Source organism: Glutamicibacter sp. NPDC087344 (assembly GCF_044744225.1).
In the GTDB taxonomy this organism is placed as follows: domain Bacteria; phylum Actinomycetota; class Actinomycetes; order Actinomycetales; family Micrococcaceae; genus Glutamicibacter.
In genome coordinates this window covers 101,637-127,355 of the sequence record NZ_JBIUXY010000008.1, presented here as the reverse complement: position 1 = coordinate 127,355, position 25,719 = coordinate 101,637, and the positions used below count along the sequence as shown (strand labels likewise).

Here is a 25,719-nt window from a genome sequence, read left to right as displayed (position 1 = left end):
GCGGCCCGGTGGCCGCGAGCTGTGCAGAACTTTCAGTCCAGGAAACGCCGCACCCCGGCGGGGGTGATCACCAGGTCGACCGGCGCATCGTGGGGGTCGGTCGCAAAGCCGCCGGCGGGCATGAGCTCCTGCTCGTACACCAGGGCGGCGATCTGCACCGGGAAGTTGGCAAGCTGCGGCAGGAAGCGGTCGTAGTAGCCGCCTCCCTGGCCCAGCCGCAGCCCCGCGGCGTCGATTGCCAGCGCCGGGATGAACAGGGTGCTGATCTCCTGGAACAATTCCACACCCAGGCGTTCGCCTACCGGTTCCAGCACCGGGGCAAAGTCGCTGCGGACCAGTTGCGCATCCGGGAACCAGCGCACCCAGGACAACTTGTGCTCAGCTTCGCACACCGGAACATATACCGCGATCCCCTGGCCGACGAGCGCGGTGAGCAGGGGAGCGGTGTCCGGTTCGTCGGGCGCCGAGCAGTAGGCGGCTACGCTGCGCACCACCGGGGTCAGCTCCTGCAGATAGCCGAGCACCGCCGTGCACAGGGCCGCGGACCGGTCGGCTCGTTGTGTTTCGGGCAGGGCGCGCCGGGCCGCGCGGATTGCCGCGCGGACGAGTTTTTTGGAACCCGGTGCGGCGGTGGGCCGGCCGTCCGTGTCCCCGCCGGGAGTGCCGGGAATGCCGGGAGTGCCGGGAGTGCCGGGCCGGACGGAATCTGAGCTGCGTGCATCCATGCTTCCCACTGTACCCACCTGGCCCCGGCGAGCACCCAAAGCCCGGGATCGCACCTCGTGGCGGATAACATTAGGGCATGAAACGCATGTGGCGCGGCAGGTTCGCGGTTGAAGATCTGCGCTCGGAGCGCCTGGTGCTGCGCCAACTGAAAACCTCCGATGCCGCCGAGTGGTCCGCGCTGCGTTACGCGAACGCCGCCTGGCTGAAACCCTGGGACCCCACCAACCCGAGCGGCCCGCCGGAGGTGCTCACCTACCGGGAGATGATCGGGATCAAACATGCGGCCGCCCGGCAGGGGACCGGCTATGCCTGGGTGCTGACGCTGCCGCAATTGCACGGTTCTCAACCGCCGATCATCGGGCAGGTTTCGGTCAGCGGGGTGCAGTGGGGTGCGGCGCGTTCCGCGTCCATCGGCTACTGGATCGACCAGTCGCACGCCGGATTCGGGCTGATGCCGGAGGCCTGCGCGCTGGTGGTCGACCATTGTTTCTCGGCGCTGGGGCTGCACCGGTTGGAGATCAACATCCGGCCGGAGAACACCGCCAGCCTGCGGGTGGTGGATAAACTTGGTTTCCGCGACGAGGGGCTGCGCCGCGGTTACCTGCACATCGACGGAAAGTGGCGTGATCATCGCAGTTTCGCCCTGAACCGCGAGGAACTGGCCCTGCCCATGATCGAACGTATCTACGAGTAATTTCAGGTGGTGCGCGCGGCGCTCGTAAATCCGCGCCTGAGCTGGCGCATTCTGTCTGAAAACTTCGCAACACGCCTACGCAGGTGCCGGTGCGCGGTTCATCGGTTGCATAGTGTTGAGTCGAGAAGCCATATCTGGTTTCACGCAGAATCTGACCGAACCTATCGGTGATGGAGGACCCACATGGCCGGCACGTCGCGCAGCGCTTCGCAGTCGAAGGCTGACTCTGAACTTAGAATTCGCGTGCGCTACGGCCGATTGTCCCTCGCCGTGTTGGGTCTGCTTGCCGTGCTGGCGACCGTCGTCGGCGGCGTCCTGGCCCCCTTCACCGCGCTGACCTTCGGGTGGGTTGGGATCTTTTTCCTGGTGGGGCTGGGTTCGTTCGCGTCGCTGCGGATGCTTGCGGTGCGCGATCGCAACCGGAAGCTGCTGGCCAGCCTGGAGGCAACCCGGCAGCGTGCCATGCAGACCCCGGCCATTTCCGACGACGCCAATCAGGTGCTGGTCCGCAAGCCGGAATCCACCGAGGTGTTCGACGCGCGCCCCGGGTCCGCCCGACGGGCCCCGGCCATCACCGCTCAGGAGTTGCGTGCCGAAGCGTTGCGTGTGGCTCATGGGCTGGGCGGCGTGAAGCAGCCGGAAACCTGGGAACCGACCAATGTGCCGCTGCCGACCTATGTCCAGGCGCGCGAGGCAACCCAGCGGGAAATCGCCGCGCGGGTGGCCGCCGAACCGTTGCCGGTCTCCGAGCCGTTGCGCCCGAGCAAGCAGATCAGCCTGAAGGCCGCCGAAGATGCCAAGCGGATCGCCTCCGAGGTCTCCGCCGAGGATCGTGCCGCGGTGGCCAGTGTGCCGGCCAAGCTCGCGCCGGCCGCGGCAACACCGGCTGATGCAACTCCAGTTGCCGCAAATCCATCCGCTGCGATCGGGTCCACCGCAGCTCCGGCTGCCGCCGGGGTGCAGCCGGTGGCCGCGAACCCTGCGTCGACCGGCGAGGACAACGACTCGAACGCCACCCGTGGCGGCATCGGCGCCCCGGAGAAAACAGCCGCCGCGTCCAAGACCCGGCTCAACCTGGATGCTGTGATGCAGCGCCGCCGCGCCTGACCCGCCGGCAACACCACGCAGCCGGCACCCTGGAGCACACCAAAAAACCTGCGATCCCCTTCGGATCGCAGGTTTTGTGTTTTCGGTGACGCCCGGGCGCACCCAAGTCAACCGCGCGTCGCCGGTTAGCCGTGCTCCGGCTCGGTAAACGGCAAAGGACCGCGATGCCCCATGTGGTGGGCGAAGACCAGGGTGGTTTCGGTGTGCCCCACGGACTCGTCGGTCGCCAAATTATCCAGCACCCAGTCGCGCAGCGCCTCGGTGGAGCTGACCGCGATGTGCAGCAGGTAGTCGGTTCCGCCGGAGACGTGGAACATTGAGAGCACCTCGGGCAACCGCGGGATCCGTTCAACAAAGGTGTCGATCTTCTCGCGGTCGTGCACCCGCAATTTCACGGAGATCAGCGCCTGGACCGTGCGCCCCACGCTGCGCAGGGACACCTCGGCATGGTAGCCGGTCAGGATGCCGCGATCGACCAATGACCGGGTGCGCAGCAACGCGGTCGACGGGGCAATACCCGCACGCTGCGCCAGCGTCGCATTTGAAATGCGCGCATTGGCGACCAGCTCGTCGATGATGATTCGATCAATCTCATCGAGATCGGTTCCGTGGCTCTGCTCAGATTGCGATGACATAAGAATATTTCACCATACTTGGGGAGCAACGAGCACAGCTTCGATGGCGTATCCGCGCGCCGAGCCGCTGCCCGCAGGGGTCCACAACGGCGTGGCCGCATGGTAAATCTGGCCGTCCGGGCGGATATATTTGTTTTATGACACGAGCATCCGAGCAGACCGGAGAACAGTACGACACCCGATTGGCCGCCTACGCGCTCATCGAGGATGCGGGAAAGGTGCTGCTGACCCTGTGGGATATGCGCCATCGCGATCCACGCTTCATCCCGCGCTGGTCGTTGCCCGGCGGCGGGATCGACCTGGGGGAGCAGACCACCGACGGGGTGATCCGCGAGGTGTTTGAAGAAACCGGGTACCACGTTGCGGGTCTGCAGCTGCTCGATGTCACCACCGGCATCATCCCCGGTGCCAAACGCTACTCGGGGCAGAACCACCCCATGCAGACCGTCGCGGTGACCTACACCGCCACGCTGGCCGGCGGTGAGCTGCGCGCGGAGCAGAACGGCTCCACCAGCCAGGCCGGCTGGTTCACCCGCGACGAGATCCGCCAGCTGAACAGGATCGAGCGGGTGGATGTGATGCTGCGGATGACCGAACCCGGCGCGCGCAACCGCTGATTGACGGCGCGCTGGCCTAAAATCGGAAGGGAGATGAAGCTGCGACACACTACCACCGCCCTGGCCCTGGCCTCTTGTGCGCTGGCCCTGCCATTGGCCGGCTGCACCAGCCCGGGGCAACAGTCCCCGGCCGAACCAAGCCGCGAGGTGAGCTTGCGGATCGCGCCCGCCGTGGATCCCACCGGGCAGGCGCTGGCCCACGTTTACGGGGATGCCTTGGAAAACCTGGGGTACACCATCACCTTCACCGAGCCCTCCGCTGATCCGTTTGCGCTGGTAGCCGACGAGGAGGCGGATCTGGCCATCGACACCGCGCCGGCCGCCATCAGCCTGCTGCCGGCGGGCTCCGACCCGCGCGGGGAAGACCAGGTGCTCTCCGCGGATGAGGCGAAAAAGCTGCCGGGTCTGATCAACGACGCAGGATTGGGTTTCAGCGCCGCCACGCCCAGCGAGGGCACCGCCGGGCAAACCCTGGTGCTCGCGGCCGCCCAGGCGGTGGAACATTCAATCGATTCGCTGGCCACCCTGGCCGCCGCCTGCGGCGAGCTGAGTGTTGTCACCGATTCCGCGCCCACCGCCGGGCTGCGCACCGCCTTGGAACAGGCGGGCTGCGCCGAACCGAGTTTCCGCACCGTGGACACCGAGCAGCTGCATGATGAACTGCGCAGCGCGGTGGATCGAGTCGTGGTGCTCCAGGCGCAGGACGCGGTGATCGGCGACGAGGGGTTCAAGACGATCGACGGCAGCGAGAAACTCTTCGACGCCGCCTTGTACCTGCCGCTGGCCGGCCCCGCGGTGGACCGCGACGCGCTGGATGGAATCAACGAGGTGACCCGCACGGTGAACACCGACGCGCTGATCGGGCTGAACCGGATCGTTTCCGGTGAGGAGGCAATGAGCCCGCAGGACGCCGCCGCGCGCTGGCGTTGGATCATCGACAACTAGCCGCCGTTGGCCGCGCCGCATCCGCGGGCGTGGCGCAACGGTTGAGTAACAAGGCGCGATCTACGCGCCTGACGTGAGAAAGTGTACCCATGGCCGAATTCAAGCAATCGACGAAACTGCACAACGTGCTCTACGACATCCGCGGGCCGCTCCTGGAGCACGCCACGCGGATGGAGGCGGAGGGCCACCGGATCTTGAAGCTGAACATCGGCAATCCCGCGCCGTTCGGCTTCGAGGCGCCCGACGCGGTGCTCGTCGACATGATTCGCAACCTGCCCAATGCCCAGGGCTACTCCGACTCGCGCGGCATCCTCTCGGCACGCACCGCCGTCTCGCAGTACTACCAGACCCGCGGCATCCAGACCATCGGGGTGGATGACATCTACCTGGGCAACGGCGTCTCCGAGCTGATCACGCTGAGCCTGAACGCGCTGCTGAACAACGGCGACGAGATCCTCATCCCCGCCCCCGACTACCCGCTGTGGACCGCCTCGGTCTCGCTGGCCGGCGGCACCCCGGTGCACTACCTGAACACCGAGGAGGAGGGCTGGCTTCCGGACCTGGAGGACATGGCCTCCAAGATCACCGATCGCACCAAGGGCATCGTGGTGATCAACCCGAACAACCCCACCGGCGCGGTGTACCCCAAGGAAACCCTGGAGGGGATCCTGGAGCTTGCCCGCAAGCACAACCTGATCGTGTTCTCCGACGAGATCTACGAGAAGATCCTCTACGAGGACGCCGTGCACATCAACACCGCCTCGTTGGCGGACGACGTGCTGATCCTGACCTTCTCCGGGCTTTCCAAGGCCTACCGGGTCTGCGGCTTCCGCGCCGGCTGGATGGCGATCTCCGGCCCCCGCCACCAGGCCGCGGATTACATCGAGGGCATCAACCTGCTGACCAACATGCGCCTGTGCGCCAATGTGCCGGCGCAGCATGCAATCCAGACCGCGTTGGGCGGCTACCAGTCGATCAACGACCTGATCCTGCCCGGCGGCCGCCTGCTTGAACAGCGCGACGCAGCTTACGACCTGCTCACCGCGATCCCCGGGGTGAGCGTGCAGAAGGCCAAGGGCTCGTTGTACATGTTCCCGAAGCTGGACCCAGAGGTCTATCCGATGCACGACGATGAGAAGTTCGCCCTCGAGCTGCTCAAGGCGCAGAAGATCCTGATCACCCAGGGCACCGCCTTCAACTGGGTGCGCCCGGACCACTTCCGTCTGGTCACCTTGCCTAATGTGCGCGACCTGACCGATGCTGTCGGCCGGATCGGCTCCTTCCTGGAGGACTGGCGAGCCCGCGCCTGATACCGCAACACACATGAACGCCACCGTGTCGAACTGGTTTCCAGCTCGACGCGGTGGCGTTTTGTTCGATCGCGGGTGCGCTGGCCGAGGGTGAGGCGGTCAGGAGCGGGCGGTGGTACCGGCCAAGGCGGATGTCGTTGTGTCCATCCGATTCAACGCGTCCCGGAAGTCCTTGGTGACGTCTTTTCCCTGCGCCATTGCTTTCTGCATGGATAGCCGGAAACCATGCGTGCCGACGCTTAGCAAGGGCCTGAGTTCTTCCCGGTTGAACTCGCGGGCCCATTGCAGCTTGTTACTTGCACGATCAAATCTCAAACAGACGGCCAGATCGAATTTCAGCGTTGAGAAACTGAAAAACCTGGAGTCGGGCAAGTCCAGCACGCGGGTCTTGACTTGGATCAGCCGCCCTTCGGCATCAATCACATCACTGGCCGCAGTGCCCGGTGGCTGGAGCTTGCCACCGTAGACTCTTTGGGCCAGGGTTTCGGCGATCTCGCCCATGAGATTGGTGGCTGTCCGGATGAGCCCACGAGCCAAGAATTCTGCTCTGAGATGTGCTTCGAGCCGTAGCAGTTCGCCGTCGGATAAGTTGTTGAATTCGAGCTGAGTCACGTGCCTCATTCTATGAGATGGGGGATGGTACGTGCTTGTTCAGGTGCGCGCAGCGCAGTATTCCTGAATCGACTCAGACCCAGAACCCAGCCATAGGCAAAAATACCCCGTGCGGCAGGGAGGAACCGGTAGGCTGACATCAAATACGTGCGCGACAAGGGAGAAACAATGACCGCCTACCCGGAAACCCTGATGAACGCCCTGCGTGCGGAACCTGGGCTGAAGCTGAGCGATCGGGCGACCAAGGCACCTGCGTGGTGGCCGTCGGACGCACCCCAGGATAAACGCGAGGCCGCGGAGCGGATGAAGGAACTGGGCACCCTGCTCTCAGATTTGCAGGAGCGATTGTTCGCCTCCGCCTTGCAGGAGGATTCCAAGGATTCGGTGCTGCTGATCTTGCAGGGCATGGATACCTCGGGCAAGGGCGGGGTGGTGCGCCATGTGATGGGCATGCTCGACCCGCAGGGGGTGCAGCATTTTGCGTTCAAAACCCCGAGCGCGCAGGAGCGCGCCCACGACTTCTTGTGGCGGGTGGAAAAGCAGCTCCCGGCGGCCGGGCTGATCGGGGTGTTCGACCGCTCGCACTACGAGGATGTGCTGATCCACCGCGTGCAGAAGCTGTCCACCGAGCAGCAGGTCGAGGCACGCTACCCCAAGATCGTGGATTTCGAGGCGCGACTGGTGGCCCAGAAGATCCACCCGCTGAAGGTGATGCTGCACATCAGCCGCGACGAGCAGTACGCCAGGCTCTCCGAACGGCTGGAGCGCCCGGACAAGTTCTGGAAGTACGCGGTCTCCGATGTGGAAGACCGGGCCCTGTGGGAGCAGTATCAGCTGGCCTACGAGATCGCGATCGAACGCACCAACACGGCTGATGCCCCGTGGTACGTGATCCCGGCGGATCAAAAATGGCGCGCCCGGCTGTGCGTGGCCGAGCTGCTGTTGGCCACGCTGCAGGAGATCAACCCGCAGTGGCCGGCGGCGAAGTTCGATGTGGCGGCCGAAAAGCTCCGGTTGGAAGCGACCAGATAAACTGCGTGCCTACTGGGCCTCATCCTGGGCGCCACGGGCCGCGTCCAGGCGTTGCGAGACGCCATTGAGCCAGTTTTCGCAGTGTGCCGCCAACGCTTCGCCGCGCTCCCACAGCGCCAGCGACGCTTCGAGCGCCACGCCTCCGGTTTCCAGCTGGTTGACCACGTTGATCAGCTCTTCGCGGGCCTGCTCGTAGGTCAGGGCGGTGATGTCCTGGGGGATCGGGGTGTTCATGGGTGGCTCCGTTCAAGAAGGTTCTGGGGGTGTGTCCGGTGGCTAGGGCGCCGCGGGGAAAAGCTCGGTGACCGTGGCGGTGAGTTGGCCTTTCGCCACCCTGATGCGCAGCTGCGCCTCGGGGAGGGTTCCGGCAACATCGCGCAGCACCGTGCCGTCGGCCAACTGGGTGACCGAGTACCCGCGGTCCAGGGTCTGCTGCGGGGACAGCGCGCGCATTTGCGCGCGCAGGTGGGAAAGCTCATCGTCCGCACGCTGCACGCGGTGGCGGATCAATGCGGTGCAGCGCTCGCGCCAGCGGGCCAGGTCCTCGGCGCGGGAATCCACCATCACCTGCGGATTGGCCAGCACCGGGCGCGCCCGCAAGGCCGCGAGGTTCTGCGCTTCGCGCGCAATCAGGTTGTTGATCGCCCGATCCAGCCGGTTGCGCGCCTGCTCAAGCCCGGCGAACTCCTCCGTCAAATCAGGCACGATGCGTTTGGCCGCATCGGTGGGGGTGGATGCGCGCAGGTCGGCGACGTCGTCCAGGATGGGACGGTCCGCCTCATGCCCGATGGCGGAGACCACCGGGGTGCTCGCGGCATACACCTCGCGCACCAGATCCTCGTTGGAAAACGGCAGCAGGTCCTCCAGCGCGCCGCCGCCGCGGGCGATCACGATCACCTCAACCTGCGGATCCTGATCCAGTTCGCGCAGCGCCGCGATCACTTGGGAGACCGCGTCGACACCCTGGACCGCGGTGTTGATGACTCGGAATTGAACCGCCGGCCAGCGCAGCGCGGCGTTGCGCAGCACATCCTTCTCAGCATCCGAATCCCGCCCGGTGATCAGCCCGATCTTCCCGGGCAGGATGGGCAGCTTTTGTTTGTGCGCCGGGTCGAACAGGCCTTCGGCGCCCAGCGCCTGGCGCAGCCGTTCCAGGCGCAGCAGCAGCTCGCCCAAACCGACCGGGCGCAGGTCCGTGGCGTTCAGCGAGAGCCGGCCGGTTTTGGCGTAGAAACTGGGTTTCACCCGGGCGACCACCCGGGATCCCACGGTGGGGGTGGTGTCCAGCTGGCGCATCACCGAAGACCAGACGGTCACCGAAAAGGAGTTGTCCGCATCCACGTCGCGCAGCGTCAGATAGGCGTGGCCGTTGCGGATGTTAGCTTCAAGCAGCTGGCCTTCAACCCAGGCAAAGGGCGAATTCTCGATGTGGATCTTGAGTTTTTCAGACAGCAGCCGCAGCGGCCACGGATTCTCGGCGGAGGTCTGGGCGGCGGTGGCCGGCAGGGCGGCGGGGGACTTCGGCTCCATCCGGACGGCTCCTCGGGGACGGTAAGAGTGGATCGCACTGCCGGAAGCAGGCACAAATGACGCTACACCACGCGGTGGACAGTTGCGCGGTTCGCCGTCCTCAGAGGTGGATCTCACAGTGTTTGGGGTGTGGTTCTACGCATATGAGTGTGCGCTAACTTGCGCGGGCTTCGTAGACTAGAGGTATGGCTACTTCCACTTCCATTCCGGTTTCGCTGCCGATCCCTCGGGTACCGCGGATTCGCCGCACCCCAGAACAGATCGCAGCCGCCTCCCCGCAGGTCACCGAGCGCAAGGTCTTGCTCGCCGCGCCGCGCGGTTATTGCGCCGGAGTGGACCGTGCGGTGGTGGCCGTGGAAAAGGCGCTGGAGCACTACGGGCCCCCGGTCTACGTGCGCAAGCAGATTGTGCACAACGTCCACGTGGTCTCCGAGCTTGAATCGCGCGGGGCGATTTTTGTGGAGGAGAACGAGGAAGTGCCCGAGGGCGCGCTGGTGGTGTTTTCCGCGCACGGCGTCTCCCCGGCGGTGGTGCAGTCGGCGGCGGATCGCGGCCTGCAGACCATCGATGCGACCTGCCCGCTGGTGACCAAGGTGCACCGCGAGGCGGTGCGTTTTGCCAAAAACGACTACGAGATCCTGCTCATCGGCCACGAAGGCCACGAGGAGGTTGAAGGTACCTACGGCGAAGCCCCGGAGGTCACCACCATCGTGAACAACCCGGAAGAAGCCGACACCGTGCAGGTCAAGGACCCGGACAAGCTGATCTGGCTCTCGCAGACCACCCTGAGCGTGGACGAGACCATGGAGATCGTGCGCCGGCTGCGCAAACGTTTCCCGAACCTGCAGGATCCGCCCAGCGACGACATCTGCTACGCGACCACCAACCGCCAGGCGGCCATCAAGAACATTGCCCCGCAAACCGACCTGGTGATCGTCGTCGGCTCGGCCAACTCGTCGAACTCGGTGCGGCTGGTTGAGGTGGCGCTGGATCATGGCGCCAAGGCCTCCTACCGCGTGGACTTCGCCTCCGAGGTCGACGAGTCCTGGTTCGAGGGCGTCTCCACCGTGGGTGTCACCTCCGGGGCCTCGGTGCCCGAGGTTCTGGTGCGCGAGGTGGTCGAGCTGCTCGCGGAGTACGGCTTCACCGACGTCGCGGAGGTCACCACCGCGCAGGAGGACATCATCTTCTCGCTGCCCAAGGAAATCCGCAGCAAGCTGAAGGAATCCGGCGACGAGGAGCGTGCCCTGGGCGGGCGCGGCGCCCGCCCCGAATCCCGCTAGGCCCCACACATTTCACGCGCCCGCACAGAACTGGGCGCTCAGTACTAGTAAAAGGTAGAATTTCCTCCCGTGGCTCTTACTATCGGAATCGTCGGACTGCCCAACGTCGGCAAGTCCACCATGTTCAACGCGCTGACCCGTGCCCAGGTGCTGGCAGCCAACTACCCGTTCGCGACCATCGAACCCAACGTGGGTGTGGTGCCGCTGCCGGATGCACGCCTGAAGGTGCTCTCCGGGATCTTCAACTCGGAGCGTATCCTGCCGGCCACGGTGTCGTTCGTCGACATCGCCGGCATCGTCAAGGGCGCCTCGGAAGGCGAGGGCCTGGGCAACAAGTTCCTGGCCACCATCCGCGAGGCCGACGCGATCTGCCAGGTGACCCGCGCGTTTGTGAACGACGACGTGATCCACGTGAACGGCAAGGTGGACCCGGCCTCGGACATCGAGACCATCGCCACCGAGCTGATCCTTGCCGACCTGCAGACCATCGAGAACCAGCTGCCTCGCCTGGAGAAGGAACTGCGCACCAAAAAGATCGAGAAGTCCTTCCTGGACGCGGTCTTGGCGGCGCAGAAGATCCTGGAAGAGGGCCGGACCCTGTACTCGGCCAGCAAAACCGACGGGGTGGACCTCGTAGAGCTCGCCCCGATGCAGCTGATGACCACCAAGCCGTTCATCTACGTGTTCAACACCGATGAGGCCGGGCTGGCCGATACCCAGATGCAGGCGACCCTGTCCGAACTGGTGGCGCCGGCAGAGGCGATCTTCCTGGACGCCCAGTTCGAGGCCGAGCTGGCCGAGCTGGAAGAGGACGAAGCCGAAGAGATGATGGAAGATGCCGGCATCGTCGAGTCCGGGCTGGGCAAACTCGCCCGCGTGGGTTTCGACACCCTTGGCCTGCAGACCTACCTGACCGCCGGCCCCAAGGAGACTCGCGCCTGGACCGTGCGCAAGGGAGCTACCGCGCCGGAGGCCGCCGGGGTCATCCACACCGACTTCCAGCGCGGCTTCATCAAGGCCGAGGTCATCGGCTTCGAGGATCTGGTTGCCGCCGGTTCGGTCGCCAATGCCAAGTCCGCCGGCAAGGCCCGCATTGAAGGCAAGGATTACATCATGAAGGACGGCGACGTGGTGGAGTTCCGGTTTAACGTCTAGCGTTATTGACGGAGTCCGTCATACACTGGTCTCGTGATCAGATCGTTCGGGAGCAGAGACACCGAGCGCCTGTGGCGTCGTGAGCGAGTGCCGTCCCTGGATCCGCGGATCCTCCGGGCGGCGTTGCGCAAGCTTCGTCAGGTGGGATCCGCCGAGGCGCTGGATGACCTCCGCGTTCCGCCCGGCAACCGGCTCGAGGCTCTCAAGGGCGACCGAGCCGGTCAGCACAGCATCCGGATCAACGACCAATGGCGAATCTGCTTCAGATGGACAGATGCCGGACCAGAGGAGGTGGAGATCGTTGACTACCACTGACAAGATCGAGCCGATCCACCCGGGTGAGGTCCTCATGGAAGACTTCATCGAGGGCTTCGGCATCACGCAGAACAAGCTCGCCGTGTCCATCGGTGTGCCGCCACGGCGGATTAACGAGATCGTGCACGGCAAACGGGGCATCACGGCGGACACAGCGCTGCGGCTCGCGAAGTACTTCGGCACCTCGGCGGAGTTCTGGATCAATCTGCAGAGCCACTACGAGCTTGACTGCGCAGAGGACGTCGCGGGTGAGCAGATCTCGGCGATCACACCGTTGCGAGTCGCATGACGACCACAGCGGCGCAGTCCGTCGTCGTGATCGTCGACATGCAGCAGGGCGTGGTGCCGGGGTGCTTTGATGCCGATGGTGTCGCGAACCGAGCCGCGGCGCTTGTCGACCGAGCGCGGGTGCAGTCCGTGCCCGTCGTGTGGGTGATGCATGATCCGGTAGGTGTAGGTACTCCCGCGTGGGACCTCGTTGCACCGCTGAAATGGATCGATGGCGAAGCGGTCGTGAGGAAGAGCTATCGCGACTCGTTCGCGGAAACGTCTCTGAGGGAGACGCTCGACCAGTTGGGGGCGACTCGCCTGGTTATTGCTGGGGCGCAATCGGACTACTGCATCAGAACGACGACTCAGCGTGCCGCAATCGAGGGATACGACGTCACTCTTGTGGGCGACGCGCACACGACCGAGGATGCCCAGTGGGGTGGGGTGGCAGTCGCTGGCGCTCAGATCGTGGCGCACACGAACATGTACTTCGCGGGCTTGCGATATCCGGGGCAGCGATTTGGCGTTGCGACTCACTCCGACGTCGAGTTCTGAGGCTGGCATCTGCGGCGACGCGGTCGAATTTAGGTTCAACGTGTAGCCGCTGATCCATCTGTGTTTCGCCCCGGTCGTCGATGACGCCCGGGGCGAAGTCGATTTCGGGTACCCTTGCCCGGGGCCGGCGTCGGGGCTACGGTTGAGGCCACCGCCTTCCGTCCGCCAGCATCGGAGCCCGCCATGCCCCGCACCCGTGTCCACAGCATGCTCATGTCCGTCGACGGTTTTGCCGCCGGGAACCACGTCACCGTCCAGGAGCCGATAGGCGGGGCCGAGGCGTTGGCCAGCTGGTATGACGGCCGGGTCATTCACGGGATTCAGGCGCTGAGCGACTCCGCGGAGCCGATCACCGCGGATCGCGCGCTGTTCAGCCTCTGGGGGCAGGGGATCGGCGCGGAAATCATGGGGCGGCGCAAGTTCGGCCCGCAGTCCGGGCCTTGGCCCGAGGATGGCTGGCGCGGCTGGTGGGGTGAGGACCCGCCATTTCGCACACCGGTGTTCGTGCTCAGCCACTACCCGCGCGAGCCGTTGCACTTCGCCAACGGCACCAGCTTCCACTTCCTGGACGCCACCGCACACCAAGCCCTGCAGATTGCCCAGCAGGCGGCCGGGGGACTGGACGTGCGGATCGGCGGAGGACCGAGCACCGTGCGCCAATTCCTCGAAGCGGACCTCATCGACTTCATGCACCTGGTGATCGTGCCCCTGGTGCTGGGTACCGGGGTGTCGCTGTGGGACGGGATCCCCGGGATCCAGCAGCGCTTCACCGTCGAATCCATCGGAACTTCCGGCGGGGTCACCCACCAGCTGTGGAACCGGAACCGCGGCGACTAGCCCGCGAAGCCCGCTGTTGTCTGCCTGCTGGAGTTATCCCGCCTCGGTCAGCCCGCCGGGCGCCAGCCCAGGGCCGGGCCCAGCGTGGTGGCGATGTCGGTGAGGATCTGCTCGTAGTCTTCCGGGCCGAAGCTGAAGGGCAATGCGAACGCCACCTCGTCGACCTCGCGGAAGCCGGCATGGGCGTAGAGCTCTTCGGCGATCTGCTCGCTGGTGCCGATCAGGTCGCGGGCGAACAGCATCCCGCGCGGACCCTGCGGGGAGGCGGTGCGCGGGGTGCGGGCCTGCACGTACTCGCGGTAGCGGCGCTCCTGCTGCGCGCTGGCCGAATCGGTGGGGATCACCACCAGCCCTTGGGAGACCCGGGCGGAGCCGTCCGTGCGCCCCGCCGCGGCCGCCGCCTCGCGGTAAGCGCGGATCTGGGCCTGCTGCACCAGGGCGAAGTCAGGTGCTGGATCTCCGGCCTCGGGGAACACCACCGAACTGCTCAGCAGGTGGAAGCCGTGGGATCCGGCCCAGCGCGCCGAGTCAAGCGACCCGGCCCCGTACCAGAGGCGCTCGCGCAACCCCGGGGCGTGGGGCTCCACCCGGGCCGAGTGCTCCTCCACAATCCCGTCGCGCCCGGAGAACTCGCGCACCGGCTCCCCGGCCACGAACCGGGCAAAACGTTCAACCCGGCCCTTGCCGAAGTCTTCCACGGCGGCGGAATCGGGGTAGAGCTGGTCCTTGAGGGTCTCGTACTGCATGGGGGTGCCGACGCTGACCCCTGGGTTGATCCGTCCGCCGGAAAGCAGGTCCACGGTGGCCAGGTCCTCGGCCAGGCGCAACGGGTTCTCCCAGCCCAGCGGGGTGACCGCGGTGCCCAGCTGGATGCGCCGGGTGCGTTGGCTGGCGGCGGCCATCACCGCGACCGGAGAGGAAATGCCGTACTGCAGATGCCGGTGGCGCAGCCAGGCGCTGTCGAAGCCAAGCCGCTCGCCCAGCTCGATGATCTGCAGCGTGTCCTCGTGGCCCGCGGCCGGATCCTGCGGGTTGAACAGGCCGATGGTCAGGAAGCCGAGCTTGCGCAGCGGGCGGGATGAATCGGGCATTTTTGTCATCTTTCGGTCGACGCGGAGCGCAGGGCGCTAACCCTGCCATGCTAGCGCCGTACAGGCCCGCGCGCCTGTCGCATGACGAACTGTGAGCCGCACCCGTAATCCATCGCGTCATCCGAGGTCATGCAGCCTTCCGACGACGAAATCAGCCGGGCGCAATGCGTGTGCGGTATGGGAGGCTGTGCCGCACCTGATGCCCGATCCGCTGGCGGGTGCGCTGGCTAGTTCCGCGCGCCGAAGACGTCGGCCGTGGTCAGGTCGTCGAATCGGGCGATCAGCCGATCGCCGTCGTAGAGCTCCGTATGATCAGCGAAGACCCGTGCGGTGCGGATGATGCCGGTGCCGTGCAGGAAGGGCTCGCGTGAGGGATCGGGTGTCCCGGCGAGGTGGATCGTGACCTCCATCCCCGGGCCGCCCGCGCCCGGCGGGAGCGGCGCGATCGTGTCGAAGCCCCCGTAGCGCTCGCCGATGCGGGTCAAAACCTCCTGGATAAACGGCGTGGGCCCCAGGACCGGCTCAGGATCAACCGGCTTGCGTCCGAACAATCGCATGGTGGAGGTTCTTTCCTGTAGGGATTTCTGGCTCGCCGCCCTCATCCAGCAAGCCCGCGAACCGCTGCGTGCTTGAGGCACGCCACAACGCTGTTGCGGTGCGGGCCGCGTGTGGCCTAGGCAGGCTCCTAGAGGGGGTGGTGTGTCCATCGTACAGAATTCGGCTCGAAGGCACCCCTGGCCGAGGCGGGAGCGCCGGTGTACCTGGAATGGCTGCATCTGGAGTACCCCGCACCCAGCTGCCTGAACAGGTCGACACCCTTGGCGGTTGCGTGTAGAAAAGATTGTGTGACACCTGAACACTCAGCCCGCGAAGAGACCAGTTCCCTGGACGAGCTGACCATCCCGGCGGCGCAGACGGGCATCGCGGTGCAACGGCTCGGGGTGACGGTGCAGCTCTGCACCGCTGATGGTCATCTTCCGGTTGTGCGGCGAGCGGCGCTTACGGTGCTGCGCGAGATCCTCGACCTCGCGCCAGGACAGTTTCCCTGGTGGATGGGCGGCACGGATGCCAAGCCCCGGCGAATTCCAGAGGCGGGCATCGAGCGCATTTTCGACTCGGCATTGCCGTTGATCGAGCAGCCGGATCAGTTGCTGAGTCTGTCACTGGTGCAGCGGGAGAATCCGCCGCGCTGGCAGGCAGAGGCGATGATGCTGGCGGAGGACCCCCGGCGGTCATGGCTTTCGCACGTGACATTTTCGGCCCCGCCGTCGTTCGCTCTCAGCAACCCGCAGGACTATGTGCAGCTTGTTGCCCGCTGGGCGCAGGCGCTGCGCCCGCACTACGGTACGGCTGGGCTTGCCCTGGTTGACCAGGCGGGCATGGCGCACCACCGAGGCGGGGCCGCGCTGCCCTGGCTGCATCGTTACCCGGGGCTCGACTGCGCGCCGTTTAACCTTCAGCCCAAGCCAGCCCGCTACGTGGCGGTCAACTGGCTTACCGTGATCGGGGAGCCGGTAATCCAGGCACTCGGGGGAGAGGAGCAGATCAGGTCGCTGCTTGCCTTGGCCTCGGACACCCGCGGAGTCGAACACCCGGAGATCCTGCGCTACGACGGCGGCATGGTGATCCGCGCGAGCGAACTGCCGCTTCTCGGCGATCGCTCGACGGCCGATGTGCCCGGCCCGTATCGCGCAGTCAACGCGGCGCTGCGCACAGCGCGTTTCGAAGAATACCCCCAGGGGCCGAATATCCACCTGATCGATGCGCCGCGCACCTCCGATCGTCGCCAAGCGACCCTAAACTGGGTGAGGCGCTTCGATGACTAGCACCTCTCAACCACCGCACCGCAAAACCGATCGGTGCCAGGTCATCGGTCGTGCGGCGACAAAAGCTGCGTTGCGCACCGGATCAGCTGGTTGGCGCAGGATCGGTCAGCGCGGCCGCATAGGCGCGCATCGAACGTTGGTACCGCGGCAACGAATCGATCTGGGCTTCGATGGCGACCCGCAGCGCCTCGTCCTTGCGGCCGGCACTGTGAAGAGCCAAAGCCAGGACAACCTGCCCGGCGGAACCGGTCGACTCGTGAATCGGCGCACCGCGCAGCACGGCGATCGCCTCGTCGAAGCGGCCCAAGTTGCGAAGTGTTGAACCGTATTGGACAGCGAGTTGCGCGTGCCGTGCCTCATCCAGACCCAGGTCAAGCGCCAGCTCGTACTGGGCGCCGGCTTCGGCCTCAAACCCCATGGAGTCGTACATGCCGGCCAGCTCGAAGGCGGCCCGTCCGTCGGTCGCCGGGCAGGCCTTGGCAAGCGCACACATGGCCGCAACCGCCTGTTCGCGGCCCAGCGAGTCGGCGCGGTCCCAGAGAGCGGCGACCGAGGATTCCCAGTGGGTGATGTCAGTAGTCATGAAACCAGTGTCGCAGGCTCATCTGGTGGGCAGGACCGACGACGCTTGGCTGCGGGGAAACCGCCAGCCCGCCCTGTGGCTGAACCGACGGGGAAAAACCAAACACCCGGACGCCGGATGGTTGACGTCGAGCATCTGCCACCGAAACGAAGAGTCTACGGAATACGTCCTGTGCGCGGGGGTTTGTCGCTTCGGGCGGCGTCTAGCGCCAATGACGGGGCTCGATGTAGATTCGACTCGTAACCGATCATTCGGCACCAAGGATGACGAGTGGCTGGACCGATTGGTAATCGGCACCGTCTCTCGACCCTGGGATCGGCCAGGAAGCTGGCTGGATGCCCTTTCGGATGATCGTTGCGGGCAACACCGAAATAGCATCAGCAACCAGCGCCGGATCTGCTTTGTGTGAACCGATACGAGCCAGAGGAGGCGGAGAACGTCGAGGATCCATAACAAGATTCCGGCACTGCATCCTGATGAGGCTCGCATCGAAGACTTTATCGCGGGGGCCGGGATCACTGGGACCAGAGCCGCGCCCGTTCTCGGGGCGCCGCCCCTGCCTGCCAGCGGAATCGCGCACGGCGAGCGCGAAGACGCAGCTAACACGGCGCTGCGACCGGCGACGTACTTCGGTGCTCCGGCGCAGTTTTGGCTCAATTTTCAGGCACGGTACGAGCCGGAGAGTGCCAAGGATCGTGTTGCGGAGCAGATTGCCGCGATCGCACCATGGAAGGCCGCATGAATCCAGACTCGATCGAAGTTCTCGAGCACGGTGAGCTGGCACCGCGGCTTCGCGGGGAACTGCGCCGTTTGTTCGATGAGGAGTATTTCGCGACCTTCGGCGAATGGGAGCCGGATTAGCCCTACGGCTATGCGCCGCACGATCGGCACATCATCGCGCGCTTAGGCAAAACCATCGTCGGGCACGTGGGCTGGGCCCGTCGGCACATCGCGGTCGGAGGCAGCCGGATCGAGATCGCCGGTGTCGGGGGAGTGCTGATCTGCCAAGGCTCGCGCGGGAAACAACTGGGCAAGGCGCTAATGCACGCAGTGAGGCGGTCGATGCTTGATGCTGGGGGTATCCAGTTTGGCTACCTTGGCTGTCGCCCGGAGGTTGTTCCGTTCTATCGTGCGTGCGGGTGGCATCGCATTGCTGCGGTTGAACGTTCGATCTCCCGGGAGGGAAATACAGTCGAGGAGCCAGCCGGCCCGCCGATGTTCATCATGCCTGTGGAGTCTGAACGCGAGGCGTGGCCGCCGGGAATGATCGACCTTGAAGGACGCGCGTGGTGATTCGCCCGAGGCTGGTAGGTGTCTGAAGCTCGACGACGTTGAGGCACACAGAAACATCAAGGCGAAACTGCGGCGTAGGCTCACGAAGAGGCTACGGCAGCCAGGACGCGGGGATCAGCGAGAACCCGGGCTGGGACGGCGATGAGCCTGCCTGGTCGAAATCGATCCGGAGCATCCGGTGGCGTACCCCGCGCAGAGAAGACCCTCTGTGATCGAGACTGGCGGCCTGTGAAACGGACAGTTCCCCGACCGTTCACGTCTTGCTCACCTGTGTGTGCCAAGCTGAGCGTTGATGGAGAACACCGACGCGATGCCCCCGTTCCTGATGTGGTCGATCATCGGCTTCTTCGCGGTCATCGTGGTGATCGCGATCCTGGTCGCCCGTGCGTTCGACAGGATGCACCGCCCTGTCGCCGAGGAGCAGTCTCGTGCCGAGCGGCTGGCGGGTGCCGGGCTGCGCGTGGAGGGGACCGTTGTCTCGTGGGCGAGGCATCCAGGCGGTGACGACACGGCCCCGAACCTGCGCCTTCTTGTTCAGTTCCTGCTCGATGAAGTTCCGCACCAGGCCGAGCTGGTGGCAGGCATCGACCGCGGACTCCTGTCGGGGTTTTCCCCGGGCAGCGGCGTCTTCCTCCTCGTCGATCCGAAGGACCCGGGGCGCGTCGCGATCGACAGGTCGCGCAGCTTTGTCAAGATCCCTCGACGGTGAGCGCCTCTTTCCTGAAGGCCGCGCTGGCATAGCGCCCTCTGCGCGTGCCAGAATCGAGTGCTTGACGAAACCTGTCAGGCGCGCGCATCGGATTGGCTCGACGGCCTTGACTTCCCTGCTCCTGATCTCCAGCGCCCTCATGGGCGTCTGGTTGTCGGCCGGTTACGACGTCCTGCGTGTCAGCGTTCTCGACAAGGCCCTGGCCAATCGGCTCGGCTACATTGGCGAGATCACCGAGTTCAGCGTCGATCCGCTTCCTCACGGGATCTCGCGCTCCATGCTGGTCGTTGTCTTCTTCGTGGCGTTCGTTGTCGGGCTCGGCGCGTACGTGGCCACGGTACTCACCCGCCGGGCCTTCGGCGACCCCGAGGCGATCGCGTTCGCGCTGGGTTGCGGGTTCCTCGGCGCGGGAGCGGGCTTTGCCTGGCTGGCCACCGGCTGGCCGGCGGTCGAGGGGAACCGTCAGGGCTGGTTCGGATCGGTGATCGCCGCGGGCGGCGTCTGGGTGCCCCTCGTCTTCGTGGTGATCTCTGCGCTCTGCTTGCTCATCTGGTGGGTCCATCCCTCGAGAGGCGATCGGCAGTCCGATGCACCCTCGGTCGCCGGGGGCGGGTCTTGACCGGGCGTGCGGTGTCAGGCCCCGCTGATCGGGCCCGTCGTGTGGGTCGTGACGACTGCCGGCTTCCTAGGCATGCTGGCTGGGTTCGGGATCCTTTGCTGGGTCTTCGCCCGCCGCGATGACCGGGTGCACGGGTGGACGCGAGCATCAGTGCGACGAAGGGAATCGTGACGCCTCGCCCCATGCCGGTCCCGCCAAGGCGTTTCCCAGACGGTGGCGATGTCGTCTGCTGCGGCAACACGGAGCAAGTGCTGCAAGAAGAAGCAGGGCCGGATGCCATATTCCACGGGGAGCAGTTCAGGCGGGAGCCCGCCTGCGGTGTGAGCGCCGTCGAGGTGCTTTGAGACGGCGATTCTATGGTGCTAGTCACTGAGCCGTCGTGTTGAAGCAACCAGGTAATCATGACCGCTGGCAGAGCTCCGATAATCGTCGCCCTGGAACTCGGCGGAGCAGGGATTTGCCGTTGAGAGGTGTTTCTCGATGAAAGCAGCGTGATACTCGGCGCGACAGCAACGGATCAAGGCAGGATGATCACGCCGGAGGATGAGGATACGGATTCCCTGACGCCGCTGTGAGGTTGCGCCGTAGCACGGGCGCCCTGTGCTCGGTGGACTACGTGGCTGCTTCGATTTACCAGCGGGAAGTCGCCGACCATCCCGGCCGTGGCTTGCATCGAGCTGATCTGAAGTGGTTATCTTGACAAGTTTTTTAAGAGCGTGCCCAGGACGCTGGTCCGGCACCTACGGGGTTCGGTTAAGCCGCGAGAAGCCTGGCTAATCGTCCTCGTGGGAAAGATGCTTGAAACTGGCAGCGCTACCGGTGTGATCGACGTTGGCAGCAACCACGTATGGGAGAGCGACGTTGCGATCCCAGCTAATCAAGTTGGGCTCAGGGCATCTCGTAGCGAAGACCTTTCGCTTAGATCACGACGGCACGTTGACTCTCTGGACAAAGATCCTGATTGAATTCAGTGTAGTTTATGCAATGGCCGCAAGGAGGGCCCGTTGGAACAACAGCATCAACATGATGCCTGTGCTGTACCTATTCGGGAATGTACTCCTGCCGAATTAATCCTCCAGTTGCCATTTCGATGTAACCGAAATCGCGGTCGGAGTTGAGAATAATGGCATCGTTGACAACAGCGTAGGCCGCAATGAGGCAATCGATTGCTGCCGCGGCACGTATCAGCCCGCTATCCCATAGTGCTTGTTGGATTTCCGATGCCATGGATTCGTCGGGGTGAACCCATGCCGCAAGTAACCCGTCCATGTCATTTCGGAGCTCATGGTATTCATCGGCAGTTCTGGCTGAATGGCAGTACTCAAGTGCTTGAGGCGGACAGGTGATAATCAGATGATTGGGTGATATCTCTCTGAGCCGTTTTGATATGGATGCACTTCTGGACGCCTTTTGCCAGATGCTGTTGTCAACTAGGTAGGTGCTCACAATCCTGTAATTTCGGGAGGTGGAGCAGCCTTTGCCGCTGCCAGTAAATCAGCAGTGGGCCTGATGGTCGGTGCATCAACCTGATCCGGTTCAAAGCTACGGGACAAGATGCGTTCGACAGTGGCTGGCTGCTGACGAACCGCGATCAACGTTCTCAACGCCAAATCTACAGTCTCCCGATTTGAGGTGGTGCCTGCTAGTCGTTTGGCTCGGGCTAGTTCATGGCGGTCAATGTCAATTGAAGTGATGGCCATCGTGTCTCCTTTCCTTATATAGCCAATTATATAAGTCGTTGTTCGTGATGAATAGTCCCCGCCGGAGGATGAGGGTACGGGTGGCCTGCCACCCCAGCGAAGTTGCGCAGCAGTGCGGGCGCCGGGACTCTTGAAGTCTGCGACCGGACGTGTCAAGCTACTGCCTATGACTGCCGAGGATGAATGGACTATTGAGCGGCATCTAGCTGGGCAACCTCAGTTCGCGATCGACATCTTTCACCGGTTCATTGAGGCCGTTGCGCAGATCGGGCCGTTCACGTATGCCGTCAGCAAGTCGTCGATCACGCTGAAGGGGACCCACCGCGGATTCGCCGGGGCACGGCCGGTACGCGGCGGGCTGCGCGGCTATTTCGACCTGCAGCGGGAAGTCGTCGACCCGCGGATCAGCTCGGCCTCTGCGTTTTCACAAAAGCTGATCGTGCACCATTTCCAGCTCGCCACCGCCGACCAGCTGGATGAGCAGTTCAGAGGGTGGTTGCGCGAGGCGTATGCGGTGGGCGCGGGAGCCCACCGGAACTGAGCCGTCGCTTGAACGCGGCGGCTCGTGCCGACCCCAAGGGCAACACCATCGGTCCCGGTCACGACTTCCGGCTCGTTGGCAGCGCGATACCGTGCACGCACCTAGGGGTACCTCGCTGCGCGGACCGGGGTGTGAAGCTGGATCGATTGGCGGTTAGGATCGAAGATGTATCCGGTGAGGAAACGGCCGGTGAAAACGGTGGCGAAAGAGGCAGGAAACCGATGATCCCCGTTAGCCAGCTGGCCCAGAATTTCACGGTGAACCCGCCGGCCACCGAGGCCGCCATCCGGATTGAAGAGCAGCTGTACGGGCAGCGGCTCCCGGAGGAATACCTCCAATTGCTTGCTGTCTCAAACGGCCTGCACACCGACGGGAACCTAGCCATCCTTGGCGTCGAAGGGGTGATTCAGCGCAACGCCGACTACGAGGTCGTCGACTACATGCCCGGCTACTTCATGATCGGCGACGACGGCGCCGGGACCGCGATCTTGCTGAATCTGGAGGACCGCCGGATTTACGAGGTCGGCATGGGTGTGATGGATGAAAACGAGGCGCGGCTCAGCGCAGGGTCCCTGGGTGAACTTCTGGCGCTGGGCACCAGCCTGGCCGAACGCGACGGGGCCTAGGAGACAATCCTGCGACCAGGGGACGTGTTTCCCCGCCTGATCCGCCCGCGAGAGCCAGCTAGAAAACTTGCAGGATTCTGCACGCAGGGGATCGCCGCTGGTCTAGAATCTGCGCATGGGAAAGCTTGTTTTCAGCCACAACCTCACCCTGGACGGGTGTATTGACCATCGCGAGGGCATTGCCGACGAGGTGACGCATGCCTATTTCACCCGGTTTCTCAGCGGCTTCGGGGCCATCCTGTGGGGGCGCACCACCTACGAGATGATGGAGAGCTACTGGCCCGCCGTGGCGCAAGGGCACACCGAGGCGCCACCGGTTCTGCGCGAATTGGCGCTCGTGATGCAAACCCTGCCCAAATATGTTTGCACTTCGACCCGCAGCGACTTTTGGTGGGAGAACAGCTACCGTTTGGCTGGCGAGCTCGGCCCGGCGGCGCGTGATTTGAAACGGCGAACAGAGGCCGGGGTGCTGCTTGGCAGCGGCAGGTTGGCCAACGAGCTGGAGCGGCTGGGGCTGATCGACGAATACAGGTTCCTGATCCACCCGGTGCTCGCCGGTCATGGGCCGAAACTCTACCCGCAGGGGCTTGCCTCAAGCCGGCAGCTCCGGCTGGTTTCCTCGCAGTCGTTGGGAAACGGGGTGCTCGCGGTGCACTATGCGCGTGCCAGCTCAAGCGCATCAGGTGCCTAGCAGTAAGGATCGTGGACAACCTGCGCCGGGAGAGCAAAATGCCGTTCCCATAGCGGCTCTAGCCATCGGGCGATCAAACCTGTCAGCTGCTCGCGGGCATCCTCGGGTGTCTGGGTCAGCTCGAAGAGCCCGGGCACGGGCTTCTTGGCGTCATTGAGGTACACCTGCGCGTCTTCGCCAAAGGCCAGATGCAGCAGGCGGCGGTGATCTCCCGCGGCCTGCTGGGCAAGAAATTGGTCCTTGCCGACCGGGGTGAGCCAGACGCTGGGCAACCACGGGGCGTCGTCGTCGGTGAAGATGATCAGCTCGTACTCGACCTCCAGGTCCAGGTCGGCTAGCGCCGCCGTGGCCCGGGTTCCTTGCGCCAGGGCATGCTCGGTGGCGTCGGCCAGGATCTGCTGCCAGAGCTGTTCAAAATCGGTCATCTCTTGAGCCTACTCAACACGCCGCGGCCGGACAAACAGGGTTGGCATGGTGCTGAGAACAATGGCAGCGCTGGCGAACGGGATGGCGCCCAGGGCCAGCATCAGCATGCCAGAACCGCCGGCGAAGTCCAGCCCGTGGTGGGTGTGGACCAGCTGGGAACCGGTCTGGAAGGCTGTGTGGAATCCGATGGGCATCCAGATCGAGCCGCTGAGCATCCGCAGGTAACCCAGACCGATGCCCATCGCCAGAAACAGCGAGAGGTCACCCATATGCCAGTTTTGCCGCAGGATGCCGGCGAAGAGCGTAAACAGCGCGGCCTGGGTGGTGATGATCCACCATCCGCGCAGCCAACCGCCAAGGCTGGAGGTCACGTATCCGCGGAACACCGCTTCCTCCGGGAGTGCCTCGGTGAACAGCACCGCGAGCAGCAGCAACCCGATGGCGGGCAGCAGATCGGCCAGCGAAGCCGTGAGATGAAGCGGGGAGCCGAGTGCGGAGAGCACCGCGAAGGTGGCCGCGGCGGGAACCAGCCACAGGGCCATGCCCCACAGTGCCAGCAACCAGCCCCGCTGCCTGGTGGCCAGGCCGATCGAGCGCAGGGGAGCCGGTGTTTCACGCCGGGCCAAGAAGTACAGGGCCGTCAGGGTGAGAGCCGAGATGGCCAGGCCGGCGAGGATCCGCAGCACCAGGGTGCTCGGCTCGGTGGGATCGGGATCTTGCGGGAGCATCCGGTAGGCCGCGGTGAGCAGCACCCCGAGGCAGAGGATCGCCGCGCCGATCTTCACGATGCGTGCGGTCGGGCGCCTATCCGGCCCGCCAGCTGGCTGCTGCGTCATTTTCCGCTCCGGTGTCGTTGTGCGAGGGCATGGAAGGCGAGTTTGGGGGTCCAGGTGCCGTCGGCGTGCGCCGCAACGATGCCGTAGCTGGCCAGGTCCAGGTCCCGTCCGGGAATGCTCGAGGTGACCAGGGCCGGTTCGCTGAAGCCCCACACAAAACTTCCGTCCACCGCGCAGCGATCAAGAATATCGAGCAGTTCGCTCAGGTAGTCCGCCTGCTCCTGTTCATCGCGACGCAAACTGGTGGGCACCGTAAGGTCGGCCCGGCCGCGAAGGACCCCGGAGGCCTTGGAAGATTTTGCCGCCGCGCCCGAATAGGCGCACGAACCGAACTCGAAAACCACATAACGTTGTCCTCGGGCATGGGCGCGGTTGGCCTCGGCGCGTAGCTGATCTTCAAAGCGCCAGGAATTGTGCGCATCGCGGTAACGATCGGCGCCGACCACGTCGAATATCGACCAGTCGGGGTGCTCCCAGTCGCCGGCCCCGTAGGAGATCGGGCCGCTGAAATGCTGGCGGGCGTCGCCGACCAATTTTTTCAGCAGCCGACGCAGTTTCAGGTTGGCCAGCGGCAGCAGCGGGAAGCTGAGGGGAAGCAGGCTGCCACGGCGCCAGAAGGTTGATCCGGGCAGCATGCCCGGTGTCGACAGGGTCAACTCGCATCCCACCACCAGGCCTGTTCGGGCCCCGGCGCTGCGCAGGTTTTCGGCAGCCAGCGCGGCGGCTCGGACCGCATGGTGCAAGTCCTTCACCGGCCGGTCGAATGGCCGCGGTTGCAACCAGACTTCCAGGTCCTGCTGGGCCGCAATTCCCGCCGCCCATGCCAGGCGCTGCGGGTCGCTGGACATCAGCAACACCGCGGTGCATCCCAGTTCGTCGCGGATCACCCGCATATCACGCCGCAGGATCTGTTCGGTGAGCCCGGGATTGCTGTCGAAGCCCTTTTCGTACAGCACCCCCGCGTCGTAGCCGATGCCTCGAATCACCTGGCTCATGGGCTCAACCCGTGTTCTGGATAACCGCCGCCGGGGCCAGGACATCCCGCGCACTCATCTCCTGCCCGGAGTTTTGAGGTTCCTGAAAGCCGTGACCGCATGGCCCCAGTCTATGCCAAGGCAAGCTCTGTCCTGCGGGATGTTCCTGGGGGCGGCTACG

32 protein-coding genes and 1 pseudogene are annotated in these 25,719 nt (G+C 64.8%); 20 read left to right on the top strand and 13 right to left on the bottom strand.

Translation table 11 applies throughout. From position 1 onward, the window contains the following. Window positions 1-32: 32 nt before the first annotated feature. Window positions 33-725 (bottom strand): 5-formyltetrahydrofolate cyclo-ligase, encoded by a 693-nt coding sequence (locus ACIOWL_RS15250; RefSeq protein ID WP_400386870.1) that lies wholly within the window; start codon window positions 723-725, stop codon window positions 33-35. 77 nt (window positions 726-802) lie between these two features. Between ACIOWL_RS15250 and ACIOWL_RS15245 the strand changes: the two genes are divergently transcribed. Further along, window positions 803-1,420: a GNAT family N-acetyltransferase gene (locus ACIOWL_RS15245; protein ID WP_400386868.1), complete on the top strand. Its 618-nt coding sequence runs from the start codon at window positions 803-805 to the stop codon at window positions 1,418-1,420. Between the two features lie 183 nt (window positions 1,421-1,603). Beyond that, window positions 1,604-2,527: a hypothetical protein gene (locus tag ACIOWL_RS15240; RefSeq protein WP_400386866.1), complete on the top strand. Its 924-nt coding sequence runs from the start codon at window positions 1,604-1,606 to the stop codon at window positions 2,525-2,527. A 125-nt stretch (window positions 2,528-2,652) separates the two neighbouring features. Here ACIOWL_RS15240 and ACIOWL_RS15235 read toward each other — a convergent pair whose 3' ends face one another. After that, a complete protein-coding gene (locus ACIOWL_RS15235) occupies window positions 2,653-3,162 on the bottom strand; it encodes an Lrp/AsnC family transcriptional regulator (protein ID WP_400386863.1) in 510 nt (169 codons plus the stop codon). Between the two features lie 137 nt (window positions 3,163-3,299). On the opposite strand from ACIOWL_RS15235, the gene ACIOWL_RS15230 reads away from it, so the two are divergent. The 3 genes from ACIOWL_RS15230 (at window position 3,300) to ACIOWL_RS15220 (ending at window position 6,034) form a co-directional block, all read left to right on the top strand. After that, on the top strand, window positions 3,300-3,779 hold the full coding sequence (locus tag ACIOWL_RS15230) for an NUDIX hydrolase (RefSeq protein ID WP_400386861.1): 480 nt from the start codon (window positions 3,300-3,302) through the stop codon (window positions 3,777-3,779). A 33-nt stretch (window positions 3,780-3,812) separates the two neighbouring features. After that, window positions 3,813-4,724 carry a glycine betaine ABC transporter substrate-binding protein gene (locus ACIOWL_RS15225; RefSeq protein WP_400386858.1) on the top strand — a complete coding sequence of 304 codons (912 nt, stop codon included), beginning with the start codon at window positions 3,813-3,815 and terminating at the stop codon, window positions 4,722-4,724. 89 nt (window positions 4,725-4,813) lie between these two features. Next, window positions 4,814-6,034: a pyridoxal phosphate-dependent aminotransferase gene (locus ACIOWL_RS15220; RefSeq protein ID WP_400386855.1), complete on the top strand. Its 1,221-nt coding sequence runs from the start codon at window positions 4,814-4,816 to the stop codon at window positions 6,032-6,034. 99 nt (window positions 6,035-6,133) lie between these two features. Here ACIOWL_RS15220 and ACIOWL_RS15215 read toward each other — a convergent pair whose 3' ends face one another. After that, a complete protein-coding gene (locus ACIOWL_RS15215; protein WP_400386852.1) occupies window positions 6,134-6,646 on the bottom strand; it encodes a DUF6998 domain-containing protein in 513 nt (170 codons plus the stop codon). Between the two features lie 168 nt (window positions 6,647-6,814). Between ACIOWL_RS15215 and ACIOWL_RS15210 the strand changes: the two genes are divergently transcribed. After that, window positions 6,815-7,678, top strand: coding sequence for a PPK2 family polyphosphate kinase (locus tag ACIOWL_RS15210; RefSeq protein ID WP_400386849.1), 864 nt, complete (start codon window positions 6,815-6,817; stop codon window positions 7,676-7,678). Window positions 7,679-7,687: 9 nt separating this feature from the next. Here ACIOWL_RS15210 and ACIOWL_RS15205 read toward each other — a convergent pair whose 3' ends face one another. Continuing rightward, the gene (locus ACIOWL_RS15205) at window positions 7,688-7,912 is read right to left on the bottom strand and encodes an exodeoxyribonuclease VII small subunit (RefSeq protein WP_400386846.1); all 225 of its coding nucleotides are present in this window, start codon (window positions 7,910-7,912) and stop codon (window positions 7,688-7,690) included. A 42-nt stretch (window positions 7,913-7,954) separates the two neighbouring features. Beyond that, the gene (gene xseA, locus ACIOWL_RS15200) at window positions 7,955-9,208 is read right to left on the bottom strand and encodes an exodeoxyribonuclease VII large subunit (protein WP_400386843.1); all 1,254 of its coding nucleotides are present in this window, start codon (window positions 9,206-9,208) and stop codon (window positions 7,955-7,957) included. A gap of 185 nt (window positions 9,209-9,393) precedes the next feature. Between xseA and ACIOWL_RS15195 the strand changes: the two genes are divergently transcribed. From ACIOWL_RS15195 to ACIOWL_RS15170, 6 genes are all read left to right on the top strand, one after another. Next, window positions 9,394-10,491, top strand: a complete 1,098-nt coding sequence (locus ACIOWL_RS15195; RefSeq protein ID WP_400386840.1) for a 4-hydroxy-3-methylbut-2-enyl diphosphate reductase — start codon at window positions 9,394-9,396, stop codon at window positions 10,489-10,491. Window positions 10,492-10,560: 69 nt separating this feature from the next. After that, window positions 10,561-11,646 (top strand): redox-regulated ATPase YchF, encoded by a 1,086-nt coding sequence (gene ychF, locus ACIOWL_RS15190; RefSeq protein ID WP_400386837.1) that lies wholly within the window; start codon window positions 10,561-10,563, stop codon window positions 11,644-11,646. A 33-nt stretch (window positions 11,647-11,679) separates the two neighbouring features. Further along, window positions 11,680-11,961: a type II toxin-antitoxin system RelE/ParE family toxin gene (locus ACIOWL_RS15185; protein ID WP_400386834.1), complete on the top strand. Its 282-nt coding sequence runs from the start codon at window positions 11,680-11,682 to the stop codon at window positions 11,959-11,961. Further along, entirely contained in the window at window positions 11,948-12,250 is a 303-nt protein-coding gene (locus tag ACIOWL_RS15180) for a HigA family addiction module antitoxin (RefSeq protein ID WP_400386831.1), read from the top strand. The genes ACIOWL_RS15185 and ACIOWL_RS15180 overlap by 14 nt, the downstream gene beginning before the upstream one ends. Then, on the top strand, window positions 12,247-12,786 hold the full coding sequence (locus tag ACIOWL_RS15175) for an isochorismatase family protein (protein WP_400386828.1): 540 nt from the start codon (window positions 12,247-12,249) through the stop codon (window positions 12,784-12,786). The genes ACIOWL_RS15180 and ACIOWL_RS15175 overlap by 4 nt, the downstream gene beginning before the upstream one ends. Window positions 12,787-12,969: 183 nt before the next feature. Further along, entirely contained in the window at window positions 12,970-13,623 is a 654-nt protein-coding gene (locus ACIOWL_RS15170; RefSeq protein ID WP_400386825.1) for a dihydrofolate reductase family protein, read from the top strand. A gap of 47 nt (window positions 13,624-13,670) precedes the next feature. On the opposite strand, the gene ACIOWL_RS15165 is transcribed toward ACIOWL_RS15170, so the two are convergent. Together ACIOWL_RS15165 and ACIOWL_RS15160 are read right to left on the bottom strand one after the other, a co-directional pair. Continuing rightward, window positions 13,671-14,714 carry an LLM class flavin-dependent oxidoreductase gene (locus tag ACIOWL_RS15165; protein ID WP_400386822.1) on the bottom strand — a complete coding sequence of 348 codons (1,044 nt, stop codon included), beginning with the start codon at window positions 14,712-14,714 and terminating at the stop codon, window positions 13,671-13,673. A gap of 227 nt (window positions 14,715-14,941) precedes the next feature. Further along, window positions 14,942-15,271: a hypothetical protein gene (locus tag ACIOWL_RS15160; RefSeq protein ID WP_400386820.1), complete on the bottom strand. Its 330-nt coding sequence runs from the start codon at window positions 15,269-15,271 to the stop codon at window positions 14,942-14,944. 288 nt (window positions 15,272-15,559) lie between these two features. Here ACIOWL_RS15160 and ACIOWL_RS15155 point away from each other — a divergent pair, with 288 nt between their 5' ends. Continuing rightward, complete coding sequence (locus ACIOWL_RS15155) at window positions 15,560-16,540, top strand: type VI immunity family protein (protein ID WP_400386817.1); 981 nt, start codon at window positions 15,560-15,562, stop codon at window positions 16,538-16,540. Between the two features lie 82 nt (window positions 16,541-16,622). Here the strand turns inward: ACIOWL_RS15155 and ACIOWL_RS15150 are convergent, their stop codons facing one another. Then, window positions 16,623-17,123, bottom strand: a complete 501-nt coding sequence (locus tag ACIOWL_RS15150) for a tetratricopeptide repeat protein (protein WP_400386814.1) — start codon at window positions 17,121-17,123, stop codon at window positions 16,623-16,625. Window positions 17,124-17,861: 738 nt separating this feature from the next. On the opposite strand from ACIOWL_RS15150, the gene ACIOWL_RS15145 reads away from it, so the two are divergent. The 4 genes and pseudogenes from ACIOWL_RS15145 (at window position 17,862) to ACIOWL_RS15130 (ending at window position 19,744) form a co-directional block, all read left to right on the top strand. Next, window positions 17,862-17,984 (top strand): hypothetical protein, encoded by a 123-nt coding sequence (locus tag ACIOWL_RS15145; RefSeq protein ID WP_400386811.1) that lies wholly within the window; start codon window positions 17,862-17,864, stop codon window positions 17,982-17,984. 27 nt (window positions 17,985-18,011) lie between these two features. Beyond that, window positions 18,012-18,416, top strand: a pseudogene (locus ACIOWL_RS15140) (GNAT family N-acetyltransferase); the annotation flags it as partial. Window positions 18,417-18,708: 292 nt separating this feature from the next. Beyond that, window positions 18,709-19,125, top strand: a complete 417-nt coding sequence (locus ACIOWL_RS15135; protein WP_400386808.1) for a hypothetical protein — start codon at window positions 18,709-18,711, stop codon at window positions 19,123-19,125. A 61-nt stretch (window positions 19,126-19,186) separates the two neighbouring features. Beyond that, window positions 19,187-19,744: a hypothetical protein gene (locus ACIOWL_RS15130; RefSeq protein ID WP_400386805.1), complete on the top strand. Its 558-nt coding sequence runs from the start codon at window positions 19,187-19,189 to the stop codon at window positions 19,742-19,744. A 1,041-nt stretch (window positions 19,745-20,785) separates the two neighbouring features. Here ACIOWL_RS15130 and ACIOWL_RS15125 read toward each other — a convergent pair. Further along, complete coding sequence (locus tag ACIOWL_RS15125; protein ID WP_400386802.1) at window positions 20,786-21,190, bottom strand: VapC toxin family PIN domain ribonuclease; 405 nt, start codon at window positions 21,188-21,190, stop codon at window positions 20,786-20,788. Next, entirely contained in the window at window positions 21,187-21,444 is a 258-nt protein-coding gene (locus ACIOWL_RS15120; RefSeq protein ID WP_400386799.1) for a type II toxin-antitoxin system VapB family antitoxin, read from the bottom strand. The genes ACIOWL_RS15125 and ACIOWL_RS15120 overlap by 4 nt, the downstream gene beginning before the upstream one ends. A gap of 166 nt (window positions 21,445-21,610) precedes the next feature. Between ACIOWL_RS15120 and ACIOWL_RS15115 the strand changes: the two genes are divergently transcribed. The 3 genes from ACIOWL_RS15115 to ACIOWL_RS15105 all read left to right on the top strand — a co-directional run bounded on the left by ACIOWL_RS15115 (window position 21,611) and on the right by ACIOWL_RS15105 (window position 23,302). Next, window positions 21,611-21,985: a DUF5655 domain-containing protein gene (locus ACIOWL_RS15115; protein WP_400386796.1), complete on the top strand. Its 375-nt coding sequence runs from the start codon at window positions 21,611-21,613 to the stop codon at window positions 21,983-21,985. A gap of 221 nt (window positions 21,986-22,206) precedes the next feature. Next, window positions 22,207-22,611 carry an SMI1/KNR4 family protein gene (locus tag ACIOWL_RS15110; RefSeq protein ID WP_400386793.1) on the top strand — a complete coding sequence of 135 codons (405 nt, stop codon included), beginning with the start codon at window positions 22,207-22,209 and terminating at the stop codon, window positions 22,609-22,611. A gap of 115 nt (window positions 22,612-22,726) precedes the next feature. Next, the gene (locus ACIOWL_RS15105) at window positions 22,727-23,302 is read left to right on the top strand and encodes a dihydrofolate reductase family protein (RefSeq protein ID WP_400386791.1); all 576 of its coding nucleotides are present in this window, start codon (window positions 22,727-22,729) and stop codon (window positions 23,300-23,302) included. Here ACIOWL_RS15105 and ACIOWL_RS15100 read toward each other — a convergent pair. From ACIOWL_RS15100 to ACIOWL_RS15090, 3 genes are read right to left on the bottom strand one after another with little or no spacing between them, the layout of a single operon-like run. Continuing rightward, window positions 23,299-23,727 (bottom strand): DUF6389 family protein, encoded by a 429-nt coding sequence (locus tag ACIOWL_RS15100; protein WP_400386789.1) that lies wholly within the window; start codon window positions 23,725-23,727, stop codon window positions 23,299-23,301. The two genes, ACIOWL_RS15105 and ACIOWL_RS15100, sit on opposite strands and share 4 nt — an antisense overlap. A 9-nt stretch (window positions 23,728-23,736) precedes the next feature. Continuing rightward, on the bottom strand, window positions 23,737-24,564 hold the full coding sequence (locus ACIOWL_RS15095) for a lysostaphin resistance A-like protein (RefSeq protein WP_400386786.1): 828 nt from the start codon (window positions 24,562-24,564) through the stop codon (window positions 23,737-23,739). Next, the gene (locus ACIOWL_RS15090) at window positions 24,561-25,559 is read right to left on the bottom strand and encodes a hypothetical protein (RefSeq protein WP_400386785.1); all 999 of its coding nucleotides are present in this window, start codon (window positions 25,557-25,559) and stop codon (window positions 24,561-24,563) included. Before ACIOWL_RS15090 ends, ACIOWL_RS15095 begins: the two co-directional genes overlap by 4 nt. Window positions 25,560-25,719 lie beyond the last annotated feature (160 nt).